We start from the raw sequence: 14,358 nt of genomic DNA on the forward strand, positions 1-14,358 counted from the left end.
CGTCAGACCGCGTCGGCGAGCAGCAGGGTGTGGATGCGGTCGGGCGCTCCCGGCCTGGCGTAGTACCAGCCCTGCGCGGTGTCGCAGCCGAGCCGGCGCAGCTGCTCGGCCTGGGCCCCGGTCTCCACGCCCTCCACCGTGACCGCGAGGTCCAGGCTGTGGGCGAGCGAGACGATGCCCTCGACGATCTTCACGTCGACGGGGTCGGCCGGGTGGTGCTGCATCCCCCGGGTGAAGGAACGATCCAGCTTGAGCACGCTCACCGGCAGCCTGCGCAGGTTCGCCAGATTGGAGTAGCCGGTCCCGAAGTCGTCCAGCGCGATGTCGACCCCCATCTCCGCCAGTTGGCGCAGCGGTTTCAGCAGATCGTCGTCGGCACCGATCAGCGCCGACTCGGTGACCTCCAGACAGAGCGCGCCCGGCTCCAGACCCGAGCGTTCCAGCACGTCGACGGTCTCGGCGACCAGGTTCGGGTGGTGCAGCTGGGTCGGCGACAGGTTGACGTTGATCCGCAGGGGGCCACCGTCGGTGTGACGTTCCTGCCAGAAGTTCGCCTGCCGTACCGACTCCTCCAGGACCCAGCGGCCGAGCGGCACGATCAGCCCGGTGTGCTCCGCGAGCGGGATGAACCGGTCCGGGCCCAGTACCCCGTGCTGCGGGTGGCACCAGCGCACCAGCGCCTCGGCACCGTGCACACTCCCGTCCCCGAGGTGGACCAGCGGCTGGTACTCGATGAAGAACTCGCCCCGGTCCAGCGCGGCGGGCAGCGCCGTGGTCAGCCCGTGCCGGGTGATGGCGCGGGCGTCCGCCTCGGCGTCGGCGAGCGCGAAGCGGTTGCCGCCCGCCGCCTTGGCCCGGTACATCGTGATGTCGGCGCTGCGCAGCACCTCGGCGGCGGTGCGCTCGCCCGAGGGACCCTCGACGATGCCGACGGATCCGCGCACCGTCAGCTCACGGCCGTCGAGCCGCACGGGCGTGGCGAGGGCCAGGAGGATGCGGCCGGCCAGCTCGTGGACGTCGTCCTCGGTGCGCGGGCCGGTGGTGAGGGCGACGAACTCGTCGCCGCCGAGCCGGGCCACCATCTCGCCCGGAGCCGTCGCGCAGCTCTGCAGCCGGTCGGCGACCTCGACCAGGAGCCGGTCCCCCGCCGCGTGGCCGAGGCTGTCGTTGATCGCCTTGAAGCCGTCCAGGTCGAGGTAGCAGAGCCCGAAGCGCATGCCCTCCCGAGGGGCGAGCGCCTTCTCCAGCCGCTCGAAGAACAGCGTGCGGTTGGGCAGGCCGGTGAGCGCGTCGTGCGTGGCCTCGTAGCGCAGGCGCAGGTTGAGCAGCCGTCGCTCGGTGGTGTCCTCCATCAGGGCGAGCTGGTACTCGGGCCGCCCCTCCGGGTCCCGCAGCAGCGACACCGTGAGATTGGTCCAGAGCACGGTGCCGTCGTTGCGGTAGAAGGGCTTCTCGACGCTGTAGTGCTCGCGTTCCCCGCTCACCAGCTCGTCGTAGTACCTCCACACGTGCGGCGAGTCCTCGGGGTGCACCCACTCCTTCACCTTGTGGCTGCGGACGTGGTGCTCCAGACCGCCGAACATCCGGGTGAGCGTGTCGTTGATCTCCAGGATGTTGCCGTCGAGGTCGGCGATGCCGATCCCGATCGCGGCGTCCTTGAACACGGCGCGGAAGCGTGCCTCCGTGGCGTGCAGCGCCTGCTCGGCGTGGGAGCGCGCGGTGAGCGCGGAGCGGGCGATCGCCTCCTGCTCGGCGAGCGTCCGCTCGCGCAGCGCCTGGGTGAAGCCGCCGGCCAGGGCGTGCTGGATCCGCGCGCAGCGGGCCCTGCTGTCCTCCGTCGACAGCTCGGTGGGACCGTTACCGCCGCAGTAGAGCACCAGGTACGAGTCGATGACGCCGAGGGTGGAGCTCAGTGCGTCGGGGTCCGTGCAGTGGGCGGCGACGAGTCCGGCTCCGACGCGGTGCGCGGGGCCGGCGTCGAAGGCCCGGGAGTGCAGGATGCCGCTGAGCTCCCGGGCGAGCGGGAGCAGGTGCTCCTCGAACTCCGGGCGGGTCAGGGAGGTGGCCGTGGACGGGAAGATCGCCCGGCTCCAGATGGTGGCGAACCTCCGGAGCCGGCCCTCGGGGCCGTCGGGTTCCGCGTCCGGCGCGCCGGACGACTGGGAGGGGATGCTCACGCCTTGCGCCCCACCCCGGCGAAGCCCGCATAGGTGAACATGTCCTCCTGGGCCAGCGCCTCGGCGGATTCGGGGCGCCACTCGGGCATGGGGACGAGGCCCGGGTCGACCATCTCGAACCCCTCGAAGAACCGGCCGATCTCCGCGCGTGAACGCATGATCAGCGGATTGCGGATGGTGCGGTAGACACCGACCGTGCGGCCGGCCTCCTCCTGGATGAGCGGGATGCCCTCGTAGGAGGCGTGCGTCAGCAGCAGGAGACTGCCGGGAGCGAGCGCGTCGCGCAGTTCGGCGACCGCCGCGTACGGGTCGTCGGCGTCCTCGACGAAGTGGAGCACCGCCACCAGGAGCAGCGCCACCGGCTTGTCCAGGTCGAGGAGGGCGTTGACCTCCGGGTTGCCCAGGATGTCCTGGGGCTTGCGGAGGTCGGCGGCGGCGATGACGGCCCGCTCGTTGCCCTGGAGGACCGCCTGACTGTGTGCGACCGCGACCGAGTCGTGGTCGACGTAGGCGATCCGGGCTTCCGGATCGGCCGCCTGGGCCACTTCGTGGACATTGCCGAAGGTCGGTATTCCGGAACCGATGTCCAGGAACTGGTTGACGCCCTGTGTGGTGGCATAGTCCACCGCCCGCCGCATGAAGGCACGATTCGCCTGCATCACCTTGGGCAGTCCCGGCATGAACTCCATGGCTTTGCGGGCCGCTTCGCGGTCCACCTCGAAATTGTGCGAACCGCCCAGATAGAAGTCATACATACGAGACACGCTCGGCACCGAGATGTCTATGCCCTGCGGTGCCCAGGAGGGTCGCTCCATCGATGTCTCCAACAGTCGCCACGGCGATCCGGCCATGTTCATGGTCAGTGTTGACCAGAGGCTACTGATCGACCGCCAAGAGAGCGAGTGGAAACGGCAATTACAGATCCGTTATTGGTCACACGCTGCACACATGTCGACCGGTCCGTCGCTGCCCGTGCGCAGGCGACGACGGAACGGCATCGCGGAATTCCTCCGGGCTCCGTCCGGGACCCCGGCAGAACTCTCCCGAGGTGATACCGCGTACCATGTCCCGCCGTTTCTCCGGGTGTTGGCGTCTTCCGGTGCCGCGCCCCGGGAACACGTCCGGGTCGGCCGGGAGCCGGGCACCGGCGGACGCACACCGTCGGTACGGTCGAGGGAGGCGTCCGCCCTCCTCGGACACCGGCGACGCCGTCCCGGGGCGGGCGGGACCGCCGGCCGCTCCGTGCGGCCCTCGCGGGTACAGGCGGACGCCATCGGCCGGGCGAGATCCGCGTACACCGGTGGACCGCCCTCGGGTGCCTTCCGACCGCTCCCCGCCGGTCTCCGGATCCTTCCGAAATCCTTGCGAATGAAAAGTGCGGCGCGGTCCTGGGTCCGGATCCCTCCCGACCCGCTGTCCGTCCGGGGTGGCGGCGGACACCGCTCCGCCCTGATGCACCGCGCCCCGCGACTCCGCGTCGCCGGGTCCGGCGCACCGGGGCCGCGCAGCGTCGCCCTCACCGTACGAGCCGTACGAGCCGTACGAGCCGTGTGGCGCCCCCGTGTTCGAGGAGATCCGGGACACGGCTCGGCGGGCATAAACCAGAAGCGCCGCACGTCCCCTCCATCAGGCGAATCAGCGCTCGGCCCCGCGTGCCCGGCGGCCGGGGGGTACATGCTCCCCGGCGTGTACGGATCACGCATATGGCGGCTGACGGCCGCCACCCTGCTCCTGCTGCTCGCCGTTCCGCTGCCGGCCGCGGGCGACGACTGCGCGGTCGCCTCCATCGGGCAGGGGGACGGCGGGTCGTCCGTCGCCGTTGCGGGCGAGGGGCGCTGCGGGGCGGTCGTCACCGAACCCGAGCCGGAGCCGGAACCCGCACCACCGCCTCCGCCACCACCACGGCCCCCTGCTCCGCCGCCACCTCCAACGCCTCCGCCCCCACCGCCTCCACCGCCCGCACCCGCGCCGGCGCCCACGGTGCCGGCACCTGCGGTTCCGGTTCCGCCCCCGGCGCCGACGCCGGAACCCGAACCGGAACCCGAACCGGAAGCGGCCCCGCCGCGGCCGACCGTGCGCCCGACACCACCGCCACCGGCACCCGTCGCACTCCCCTCCTACCGGAAGCCGCCCCGCAAACAGCCCCGGAGCGGGCCTTCACTGGTCTCGCTCACCCTTCTGATCACGGCGCCCGCCGTCTTCGCCGTGGCAGTGCTGCGGCCCCGCTCGTCCCGCTGACCGAAGAAGGGAACCCATGTCGGAATGGCTTGTTCTGACCATCGCGATGGCGTCCGCCTGTGCCGTGGTCCTCACCACCGCGGTCCTCAGCAACCGTCGCGTCGCCGAGGACGACGACCCGTCACAGACCCCGGACGTCATCGAGTACATGACGATGATGATCGGCGTGGTGTACGCGATCGTGCTCGGCCTGGCCATCGCGGGCGTCTGGGAGGGCCGCAGCGCCGCCCAGGAGTCCGTACGCCTGGAGGCCCAGGCACTGCACGAGGTGAGCGCGCGCTCGGCCGTCTATCCGGTCGAGGTCCGCGACCGGATCCGCGCGGACGTCGACGCCTACGTCGCCCATGTGGTCGGCGACGAATGGAGGGCGATGACGGACAGCGGGAACCTCACCGCCGAGGGGACCCGGCTGCTCGACCGGGTCCGGGCCGATGTGACGGAGTACGAACCGCGGACGGATCTTGAGGGGCAGGCCTACCAGCCGCTGGTGGACCAGGTGGCGGCGGTCGACGACGCGCGCGGGTCCCGCGGGCAGAACGCCGGCGCGACCATGCCCGGAGTGGTCTGGTTCGGCCTGATCACCGGGGCCGTCGTGACGGTCGGGCTGATCTTCACGCTCCAGATCCGCAGAACCTTCCGGGAGCTGCTGCTGGCCGGCCTCTTCAGCGTGCTGATCGCGTTCCTGCTCTTCCTCATCTGGGATTTCGACGCCCCCTTCGGCCGGGGCATCTCGGCGACCACGGCTCCCTTCGTCGACCTGTTCCCGCACGCGACGGGCGGATAGGGACACGGGTACGGCCGCACTCCTCACCCCCGGCCGGTGCGCCGGCCGGGGGACATCGCTGCCCCATTCGCCCTACCCCGATAGCGGGTGGTATGAGGCACTTTTAGCGTTTCGGTCATCGAGGGGCATCCCTCATGCCTCGCGGAAAACCGTTCCGCGGCTGCCCCTCGGGACCCGGAGGATCAACCATGCGCGCGATACGTGTCGCACCCGTCGCCCTGCTGAGCGCCGCCGCCTGCGTCATGATGGCACCGGCCGCATCGGCCGATGCCCTCCACGGCGGTGCGTCCGCCTCGTTCACGCCGACCATCACTCCGTCGACGGTCGCGCCGGGGGGCCGGGTCACGCTCGGCGCCATGGGGTGCACCGGGGACGCGACCGCGTTCTCGGGCGTGTTCGACACGATCACCATCCCGAGCGGCAGATCGGCGACCGCGACGGTCGACCAGGACGCCAAGCGGGGCGCGGTCTACGAGGTCACCTTCCGCTGCGGCACCACCACACGGTCCGCCAACCTGACCATCACGAGCGGTGCCACCGCCTCTCCCACGACCGCGCCCACCACCAGTTCCACCGCCTCTCCCAACGGAGTGCTCGGCGGACTCGGCGGAAGCGTCGACACCATGGACCCCGCGGAGATCGCCGCCGGGGCCGGGCTGGTCGCGGTCGCCTCGGCCACCGCCTTCTCCGTCCTGCGCAGGCGCCGCACCGGCCGTCAGCACTGACCGCTCGTCATCACGCACCGGCGCACGACAGTCGCCCCGGGTCCTGACACAGGACTCGGGGCGACGGGCGTATCGGGCCGGGCAGCAGGTTCGACGCGTCAGATCGCCGCATTGCTCATCCGGCGACGGACGAGGAACACGGCACCGCCGACGGCCGCCGCCGCGACGAGACCGCCACCCACCTGCATCTCGACGGAGCTGGGGCCCATCGAGCCGCCGAGACCGCCCTGGGCGCCGCGCGAGGGGAGCACGGTGAAGCGGGCCGTGGCGACCGGGTCGCCGTTGCCGCCGTTCCCGCCGTTCCCGCCCTGGGCCGCACCGTCGCCGCCCTGGGCGCCGCGACCGCCGCCGTCGCCGCCCTGGCCGCCGTCGCCTCCGTTGCCGCCGCCGAAGTTGTTGCCGCTGTCGTTGCACCGCACGGACAGGCTGTAGTGCCCGGGCGTCGCGTTGTCCCGGATCCGCGCGGTGGCGTATCCGACCCGGCCCGGCGAGAGGTTCACCGTCGGGAAGGCGTTCGACCACACCCTGCCGCCGGAACGGCCACAGCCCTCCGCGCTGACCTGCATCGTGGCGCCCTGGAAGACCGAGGACGGGTTGACCGTGACGTTGGTCGGGACATTGCTCGGGTTGCTGCCCGGGCCACCGCCGGCGACGGCCAGCGGGGCTGCGAGCCCGACCGCCGCGAAGGCGGTCGCGGTCACCGCGAGAGCGCGTGAAGCACGCATCGTTGAACCTCCAGCGGGAAGCGCCCCGGAGACCTGTTCTCCGGGATGGATCGATGAGAAACGCGTCCCATGACGAACCATCACCAGAGACCGTCCGCGTCGCATGTCGGCACTGCTCCACCGTGATGAGCCGACACGCCGTGCGTACGGAACCGCATCTGACGGAAGCGCAGGTCACGGATCGTCAGAACTTTTATCCGGTCATTACTCCGAAGAGCAGGGGCGGCCGCCCGGGCCCGTCCGGCCGCCACCCGTTCGCCCTTCCCTGATCGCCGCCGCGCGGGCCCCCGCCTAGCGTGGCCGTGTCGCGACGAAGGGAGAACCATGGGCCGGGACCAGTGGGGCGGCGAGCGGAGCAGACGCACACCGTGGGGCGCGATCGCCCTGGTGATGCTGACCGGGCTGGCGCTGATGCGCAACGGCGTCGAGACCTCCCCCGGGCCGCCGCAGCCCGCCGCCGCGGCCTCGGTGGCGGGCCCCCGGGAGGCCGCGGTGTCCGCCCCGCCCGACGGCGAACCCGTCCAGCCGCTCGCGTACGCCCCGGTCGAGCGCATCCGGATCCCGTCGATCGACGTGGACGCACCCGTCGTGGACGTGAACCTGGATCCGGCGGGCTGGATCGAGGCGCCGCCCGCGCAGGACCCGAACCTCGCCGGCTGGTACCAGAACGGCGTCGCGCCGGGACAGCGCGGCACCTCCGTGATGGTCGGCCACGTCGACAACCTGGCCGGTCCCGCGGTCTTCTACGGGCTGGGCTCCCTGAGCAAGGGCGGGCGGATCGAGGTGTCCCGCTTCGACGGCCGGGTCGCGGTGTTCGAGATCTACGGCGTCGAGGTCTTCTCCAAGAACGACTTCCCCGGGGCCAAGGTCTACGGCGACACCGGGTACGCCGAGCTCCGGGTCATCACCTGCGGCGGCGGTTACACGAAGGCCGCCGGTTACGACGGGAACGTGGTGGTCTTCGCCCGGCTGGTGGAGACGCGCTGACGACCGGGGCTCCCGTCCCCCGCCGTCAGGTCCGGCGGGGGACGGTCGGGCGGTACCCCTTCTCGATCAGCGCCGGCAGATAGCGGCGCAGGGCGGCCACGCTCTGGGAACGGTTCCCGCCGGCGTCGTGCGACAGCACCACGACACCGGGTGCGGCCCCCTTCGCCACCCGTCGGACGATCGTGCCGGTGCCCGGCGTGGTCCAGTCCAGCGTGTCGACGGTCCAGGCCATCGGTTCCATGCCCAGCGCGGCGCCGATCTCGAAGGAGTTGCGGTTCCAGGCGCCGTACGGGGCCCGGTACCAGAGGGGCGGTGCGCCCAGCGCCTTCTCGATGACCTCGCTGGTGCGGCCCAGCTCGTCGCGGACGGCGCCTCGGGAGAGCTTGGGCATCAACGGGTGCGACCAGGAGTGGTTGCCGACCACGTGCCCGTCGTCCGCCGCCTCGCGCAGCAGGTCGGGGTGTTCGGCCGCCATCTCGCCGCAGACGAAGAACATCGCCCGTACGTCGTATCTGCGCAGGGTGGCCAGGATGTCCGGGGTGTACCGCGGGTCGGGGCCGTCGTCGAAGCTGAGCACCATGGCGTCGCTCCCCAGCTCGGGCAGCCGCTCGAACGGGCGGGTGCGGACCGGTGGCGGGGCGGGGCGGAAGCGGGGCGGCGCGTTCGAGGTCATGGGCCGCAGCCGGTAGGAGCCCCGGCCCGCCTGCGCCCTCGCCGGGGGCCCGGCCGCCGGAGCCGGCGGCTCGCCGCCGGGGCGTGCGGGTGTTCCGGCCGGATCAGCCGCGATCATGTGCACCGCTGCGGTGGCCCCCAGCGCCAGGGCGAGGCGCAGCAGGGTGCGTCGGTCGGCTGGAATCTGATCATGCTTCATGACCAACTGCTCGCACGGTGTACGGCATTCCCCCGCCGTCGACACCGGATATCAGATGTTTTGCACCCGATGGATGGAGCGCTTCGGTGACATCGGGCGCCGGAGGCTCCGGGGCGCGCAGAGGCGCCCGGGGGGCGCCGAGGCGGAGCGACTACCCTCGGGGCCGTGACAGACCAGCAACAACACCGGTTCGAGCGCGGCACCGACGGCCCCAAGGTGATCGTCGCGGGCATCGACGGTTCCGATTCCTCGATGCGGGCGGCGGCGTACGCGGCGGGCCTCGCCCGCCGGCAGAACGCGATGCTCGCCCTCGTCTACGTCCAGCCGGTGCTGTCGGCCGGTGCCGCCCTGGGGGCCCCGGTCGCCGACGCCACCGGGGAGGTCGCCGAGGGACTGGTGAACGAGATCAGGACCGCGACGGAGCACCTGAAGGACATCTGGAACGTCCGCTGGGAGTTCCACACGTTCCAGGGCGATCCCTACAACGGGCTCGTGACGGCCGCCGACGACCTGAAGGCGGACGCGGTGATCGTGGGTGCGTCGGAGTCCGCCGGGCACCGCCTCATCGGATCGGTGGCGGTCCGGCTCGTGAAGGCGGGCCGCTGGCCGGTCACGGTCGTCCCGTGATGCCGGCGGGCAAGCGCTGACGGCCGCGCCGCGCGGCGGGCGGGACAGTTCGGGGACGGGCCGTCCGTGACGGCGGCGCCGTCCGGCGGGCGGGGCAGGTCGGCGGCGCACCGTCCGGACCGCCGAGCCGCTCGCCTCGCCTCCCCTCGCCGAAGCCGTCCTGAGCAGCGTCGCGGCTGAGGACGACGCTCCGGACGCGTGCGCGGCCCTCCCGCAGACGGCCGGTACCGCGGTCGGGGCCGATGACACGGGCCGCCTCCGGGGTCGAACCACCGGGGCGGGAACTCCGCCGTGCGGACGGTCCGGCTCCGCCCGGGCCCGGCCGGCCGCTCGACGGCGAAGGGGCCCTGGCGCGCTCGTCGGCGCGCGGGTCCCGGGCCGCGCGTGAAGCTGTCCCGGCCGGCCGCTCCCCGGTGTCCGCCCCGTGCGCGCCCCGCTCGGCGGAGTGGCGCCGCCCGGCGAGACCGGGGCCGGGACGCCCGGCCGGTACGGGCCGTCGCGGTGGCGAGCAGTCCGGCGACGGCGATCGCCGGGCCCGGCCGGATGCGCTCCGCCATCCGTACGGCTCCCGGACGAGGGCGATTCCCTTCCCTCCACATATGCGGTCATGTCGTCAGGTCGAGGACGAGGACGCCGACATGCCTCAACCGGCCGTATCGCCGTCCGCCGACCGTTCACCGCACCATTCGCCGCTCCGTGCGACCGCTCAACGCACGCTTCGGTGCACCGGCTGTTCTCCCGCGCCCGGATGCGTTCGTATGCGGCAGGCGGGAGCGAGGCGTCACAGGGGCCGCCTCGGGAAGGGACGTTCACGATGACCACCGCGACGACCGATGAGCGGACTCTCGCGGAGCTGCAGCGGGAACACGGACCCGCGCTGTTCCACTTCCTGCTGGGGCTCACCTTCGGCGACCGGCAGCGGGCGGAGGACCTGCTCCAGGAGACCCTGGTGCGCGCCTGGCAGCACCCGGAGGCGTTCGACGCCCCCTACGACTCGATGCGCCCGTGGCTCTTCACCGTCGCCCGGCGGCTGGCGATCGACGCCCGCAGGTCCCGGCGGGCCAGGCCGGTGGAGGTCGGTGACGCGGTGCTGGAGGGCGCTCCGGCCCGGGACGACACGGCCTCCTCGGCGGTCCACGCCCTCGATGTCCGCGAGGCGGTGCGCACCCTCAGCCCCGAGCACCGCGCGGTGCTCGTGCAGATCTACTTCCGGGGGCTCAGCGTGGGCGAGACCGCGCAGGTGCTCGGCATACCCCCGGGGACCGTCAAGTCCCGCTCGTACTACGCGCTGCGCCTGCTGAGCCGCAGCCTGCCCGGCTACTCCAGCAGGTCGTCCGCGTCGAGCTGCGCGAGCAGGGAGACCGCCTCCGCGACCTCGACGTAGGCCGCGGCGCAGGCGTGGCAGCACTGGAGGTGCCGGGCGATCCGGCCGCTCTCCCCCGTGTCCAGGGCGTCGAGCACATAGGCCCCCAGCGCCTGGCGCACATGCGGGTCGTCGCCGTGGTCGGCGGGCATCGCACCTCGAATCTCCGGACGGATCCTGCCCTTCTGCCCACGCGGGAGCCGCGCCCCCGGTTCAATGCTGCGTACAGCCCGGTGCCGAGTCGACGGAAGAGGCGAGACGGGATGCGTCCCGAAGATCATGAGGGAACCGGTGGGGACGGGCTGCCGGTCCCGATGGCCTGGATGTACTCCGAGTACCTCGCCGACCGGATGCTCGCGAGCGGCGACCTGATGGAGCCGGCGACCCTGGAGTACCGGGCCGGGCGCGACGCGCTGGCCCTGACGGTCTTCCTCTCCGACGGGGCGGCTGCCGACGGGCTCCCCGTCGCCCGGGTGGACGAGCTGCGGCTGCTCACCGCGTACGGCGGCTCCTGGCGGCGCTGGGTCTGTGCGCGCCTGGAGGCGTGGGAGCGGCCGGCCGCTCCGGCCGGGCTCCCGGACCCCGATCTTGCGCTGGCGCGGGCCGCCTGGCGGTGGCTGGAGGAGACCGAGTTCCTGGCCGCGGACCTGGACGCGATCACGGCGCCGTGGGACGCGCCGGACGGCCGGGACGAGGAGGGCGAGGTCCGGGTGTGGACCCCGGCCTGGCAGCTGGGCCTGCCGCTGGGTCATATGGCCGTGCACCTCTGCTGAGCGGACGGTGCGTCATGAGCCGTGGACGCCCGCACGGTACTTCGGCAGCCTCAGGGTGATCTTCGTTCCCGCCCCGACGCCCGTCTCGATGACGAGGCCGTAGTCGTCCCCGTACACCTGGCGCAGCCGCTCGTCCACGTTCAGCAGGCCGATGCCGCTGGAGGTGCCGCCCTCGCCGCGCAGGATCCGGCGCAGCCGCTCCGGTTCCATGCCGGTGCCGTCGTCCTCGATGACGACCTCGGCCTCCGCTCCGGCGTCCAGTGCGCTGATCGTGACGCGGATCGGGGCGTCCCCCGCCCGGACGGGGCCGCCGGACCGGGGAGGGGTGACCGCGCCTTCGAGGCCGTGCTTGACGGCGTTCTCGACCAGGGGCTGGAGGCAGAGGAAGGGCAGCGAGACGGGGAGCACCTCGGGGGCGACCTGGAGGGTCACGGAGAGGCGGTCGCCGAAGCGGGCCCGTACGAGCGCCAGGTACTGGTCGATGGAGTGGAGTTCGTCGGCCAGGGTGGTGAACTCACCGTGCCGGCGGAACGAGTAGCGGGTGAAGTCGGCGAACTCCAGGAGCAGTTCACGCGCCCGTTCCGGGTCGGTGCGGACGAACGAGGCGATGGCGGCGAGCGAGTTGAAGATGAAGTGCGGGGAGATCTGCGCCCGCAGCGCCTTGATCTCGGCCTCGATGAGCTGGGTGCGGGAGCGGTCGAGCTCGGCGAGTTCGAGCTGGACGCAGACCCAGCGGGCCACCTCTCCCGCCGCTCTGGCGAGCACCGCCGATTCCCGGGGCGCGTAGGCGACGAGCGTGCCGAGCACCCGGTGGTCGACGGTCAGCGGGACGGCGACGGCCCAGCGCAGCGGGCAGTCGAGGTCGCCGCAGTCGGTGGCGAAGGCGGTGTCCCGGCCGCTGGCGAGCAGTCCCCGGACCTCGTCCATCACCGCGTCGCCGTGGTGGTCCCCCTCGCCGTCCCAGACCAGCACCCGGTCGCGGTCGGTGAGGCACAGGGCGTCGGTCCCCAGCAGGGAACGCAGCCCGCGCGCCGCCCTGCGGGCGCTCTCCTCGGTGAGGCCGGCGCGGAGCGGGGGCGCCGCGAGGGAGGCCGTGTGCAGGGTCTCGAAGGTGGCGTGCTCGACGGGTGTCCCCACGTCGCTGGTCCGCACCGGGCGTGCGGTGCGGCCGAGGAGGAAACCCGTGCCGAACAGCAGCAGCGCGAGCACCGTGAGGACGGCGGTTCCGGCCCCGGTCACCGCACGCGCCCGGAGGTCAGGGCTTCCGGCAGGTGGAAGCGGGTCATGGCGGCGTTGGTGCCCGGCGGTATCCGTCCCGGGGTGGCGAGGGAGACCAGGACCATCGCGAGGAAGCCGACCGGCACGGACCAGACGGCGGGCCAGGCCAGCAGGGCGTGCGGCCAGCCCGGCGGACGCACCGCGCCGCTGACGGTGATGGCCACGGACAGCAGCGCGGAGCCGCCGCCGAGCAGCAGCCCGGCGATGGCGCCCGGCGGGGTGAGCCTCCGCCACCAGATGCCGAGCACGAGCAGCGGGCAGAACGAGGACGCGGACACCGCGAAGGCCATGCCGACGGCGTCGGCGACCGGCACCCGGCTGACGACCAGGGAGCCCGCGAGCGGCACGGCGATGGCCAGGAGCGTGGCCAGCCGGAAGTGCCGTACCCCGCGGGAGGGCAGGACGTCCTGGGTGAGCACTCCGGCGACGGCCATGGTGAGCCCGGACGCGGTGGACAGGAAGGCGGCGAACGCGCCTCCCGCGAGGAGCGCGCCGAGCAGATCGCCGCCGAGGCCGCCGATCACCCGGGCGGGGAGCAGCAGGACCGCGGCGTCCGCGTCACCGCCGTGCAGGAAGTCGGGTGCGTACAGCCGGCCCAGGGCCCCGTAGACCGGGGGCAGCAGGTAGAACAGGCCGACCAGGGCGAGGACGGCGACCGTGGTGCGGCGGGCGTCCCGGCCGTTGGGGCTGGTGTAGAAGCGGACCACCACGTGGGGCAGGCCCATGGTGCCGAGGAAGGTCGCCACGATCAGGCCGTACGTCGCGTAGAGCGGATGGTCCGCGCGGAAGACGGAGATCTGCTCGTCGAAGGTGACCCGGGGCCGTCCGTCGCCCTGCCAGGCGAGCACCAGGAAGATCGCGGGCACCAGCAGCGCGGTGAGCTTCAGCCAGTACTGGAACACCTGCACGAAGGTGATCGAGCGCATGCCCCCCGCGGCGACGGCGATCACGACGACGGAGGCGACCAGGACGTCCCCCAGCCAGCCGGGCGCACCGGTGAGGATCTTCAGGGTGAGGCCGGCGCCCTGGAGCTGCGGCACGAGGTAGACCCAGCCTGCGCCGACGACGAACACGCTGACCAGCCGGCGCACCTGCCGGGACTCCAGCCGCCCTTCCGCGAAGTCGGGGAGCGTGTAGGCCCCCGACCGGCGGAGCGGCGCGGCGACGAACACCAGCAGCACCAGGTATCCGGCGGTGTAGCCGACCGGGTACCAGAGCATGTCGGGTCCGTGCACCAGCACCAGGCCCGCGATGCCGAGGAAGGAGGCGGCGGACAGGTACTCGCCGCTGATCGCCGCGGCGTTGAGCCTCGGACGCACGGTGCGCGACGCGACGTAGAAGTCGGAGGTGGTGCGGGAGATCCGCAGACCGAACCCGCCGACGAGGACGGTGGTCAGGACGACGAGGGCGACCGCCGCCACCGCCGCCGGATGCCCGGGTGCGCTCACGGTGCGGGGAGGCCTTCCACGAGTCTGGCGAAGTCGCGCTCGTTGCGCTCGGCCCTGCGCACGTACCACCAGGCGGCCAGGGTGAGCGGCGGGTAGGTGGCGAAGCCGAGCACCGCCCAGACGAGGGCGTCGCTGTGCAGCGCCTCGAAGACCAGGGGGAGGGTTCCGGCCACGGTGGCGAGCACGGCGAACACGGTGAGTGCGGCGCGGAGCTGACCGCGCATCAGGGAGCGGACGTAGGCACCGCCGAGCGCGGTCTGCTCGTCGATCTCCGACTGGGCGCGGTAGCGGGGCAGCGGACGCACCCGCCGGGGCTCGCCCGTGACCACTTCGCGCCGGGGCGTGCTCTCTGCGGACATGGG

Annotated in this window: 14 protein-coding genes; 6 read left to right on the forward strand and 8 right to left on the reverse strand. The window is 72.8% G+C overall.

Annotation, left to right across the window (positions count from 1 at the left end; genetic code table 11):
* Positions 1-2: 2 nt before the first annotated feature.
* On the reverse strand, positions 3-2,177 hold the full coding sequence (locus ABZ172_RS02875; protein ID WP_356879494.1) for an EAL domain-containing protein: 2,175 nt from the start codon (positions 2,175-2,177) through the stop codon (positions 3-5).
* Positions 2,174-2,992, reverse strand: coding sequence for an SAM-dependent methyltransferase (locus ABZ172_RS02880; protein ID WP_356879496.1), 819 nt, complete (start codon positions 2,990-2,992; stop codon positions 2,174-2,176). The genes ABZ172_RS02875 and ABZ172_RS02880 overlap by 4 nt, the downstream gene beginning before the upstream one ends.
* A 1,439-nt stretch (positions 2,993-4,431) precedes the next feature.
* Between ABZ172_RS02880 and ABZ172_RS02885 the strand changes: the two genes are divergently transcribed.
* Positions 4,432-5,199 (forward strand): hypothetical protein, encoded by a 768-nt coding sequence (locus tag ABZ172_RS02885; protein WP_356879498.1) that lies wholly within the window; start codon positions 4,432-4,434, stop codon positions 5,197-5,199.
* A 188-nt stretch (positions 5,200-5,387) separates the two neighbouring features.
* A complete protein-coding gene (locus ABZ172_RS02890) occupies positions 5,388-5,924 on the forward strand; it encodes a hypothetical protein (protein ID WP_356879500.1) in 537 nt (178 codons plus the stop codon).
* Between the two features lie 98 nt (positions 5,925-6,022).
* Here ABZ172_RS02890 and ABZ172_RS02895 read toward each other — a convergent pair whose 3' ends face one another.
* Positions 6,023-6,649, reverse strand: coding sequence for a hypothetical protein (locus tag ABZ172_RS02895; RefSeq protein WP_356879502.1), 627 nt, complete (start codon positions 6,647-6,649; stop codon positions 6,023-6,025).
* Between the two features lie 324 nt (positions 6,650-6,973).
* Between ABZ172_RS02895 and ABZ172_RS02900 the strand changes: the two genes are divergently transcribed.
* A complete protein-coding gene (locus ABZ172_RS02900; RefSeq protein ID WP_356879504.1) occupies positions 6,974-7,636 on the forward strand; it encodes a class F sortase in 663 nt (220 codons plus the stop codon).
* A gap of 25 nt (positions 7,637-7,661) precedes the next feature.
* Here the strand turns inward: ABZ172_RS02900 and ABZ172_RS02905 are convergent, their stop codons facing one another.
* Positions 7,662-8,507: a polysaccharide deacetylase family protein gene (locus ABZ172_RS02905; RefSeq protein WP_356879506.1), complete on the reverse strand. Its 846-nt coding sequence runs from the start codon at positions 8,505-8,507 to the stop codon at positions 7,662-7,664.
* Positions 8,508-8,672: 165 nt separating this feature from the next.
* Here ABZ172_RS02905 and ABZ172_RS02910 point away from each other — a divergent pair, with 165 nt between their 5' ends.
* Complete coding sequence (locus ABZ172_RS02910) at positions 8,673-9,134, forward strand: universal stress protein (RefSeq protein WP_356879508.1); 462 nt, start codon at positions 8,673-8,675, stop codon at positions 9,132-9,134.
* 814 nt (positions 9,135-9,948) lie between these two features.
* A complete protein-coding gene (locus tag ABZ172_RS02915) occupies positions 9,949-10,518 on the forward strand; it encodes a sigma-70 family RNA polymerase sigma factor (protein ID WP_356879510.1) in 570 nt (189 codons plus the stop codon).
* Here the strand turns inward: ABZ172_RS02915 and ABZ172_RS02920 are convergent.
* Positions 10,452-10,649, reverse strand: coding sequence for a zf-HC2 domain-containing protein (locus ABZ172_RS02920; protein WP_356879512.1), 198 nt, complete (start codon positions 10,647-10,649; stop codon positions 10,452-10,454). The genes ABZ172_RS02915 and ABZ172_RS02920 overlap by 67 nt on opposite strands.
* 111 nt (positions 10,650-10,760) lie before the next feature.
* On the opposite strand from ABZ172_RS02920, the gene ABZ172_RS02925 reads away from it, so the two are divergent.
* A complete protein-coding gene (locus tag ABZ172_RS02925; protein ID WP_356879514.1) occupies positions 10,761-11,270 on the forward strand; it encodes a hypothetical protein in 510 nt (169 codons plus the stop codon).
* A gap of 12 nt (positions 11,271-11,282) precedes the next feature.
* Here ABZ172_RS02925 and ABZ172_RS02930 read toward each other — a convergent pair whose 3' ends face one another.
* The 3 genes from ABZ172_RS02930 to ABZ172_RS02940 are packed head-to-tail and all read right to left on the reverse strand — an operon-like array spanning position 11,283 to position 14,355.
* A complete protein-coding gene (locus ABZ172_RS02930; RefSeq protein ID WP_356879516.1) occupies positions 11,283-12,509 on the reverse strand; it encodes a histidine kinase in 1,227 nt (408 codons plus the stop codon).
* Positions 12,506-13,996, reverse strand: a complete 1,491-nt coding sequence (locus ABZ172_RS02935) for a cation acetate symporter (RefSeq protein ID WP_356879518.1) — start codon at positions 13,994-13,996, stop codon at positions 12,506-12,508. Before ABZ172_RS02935 ends, ABZ172_RS02930 begins: the two co-directional genes overlap by 4 nt.
* Positions 13,993-14,355: a hypothetical protein gene (locus ABZ172_RS02940; protein WP_356879520.1), complete on the reverse strand. Its 363-nt coding sequence runs from the start codon at positions 14,353-14,355 to the stop codon at positions 13,993-13,995. Before ABZ172_RS02940 ends, ABZ172_RS02935 begins: the two co-directional genes overlap by 4 nt.
* Positions 14,356-14,358 lie beyond the last annotated feature (3 nt).

The organism is Streptomyces sp. NPDC006296 (assembly GCF_040613235.1).
In the GTDB taxonomy this organism is placed as follows: Bacteria; Actinomycetota; Actinomycetes; order Streptomycetales; family Streptomycetaceae; genus Streptomyces.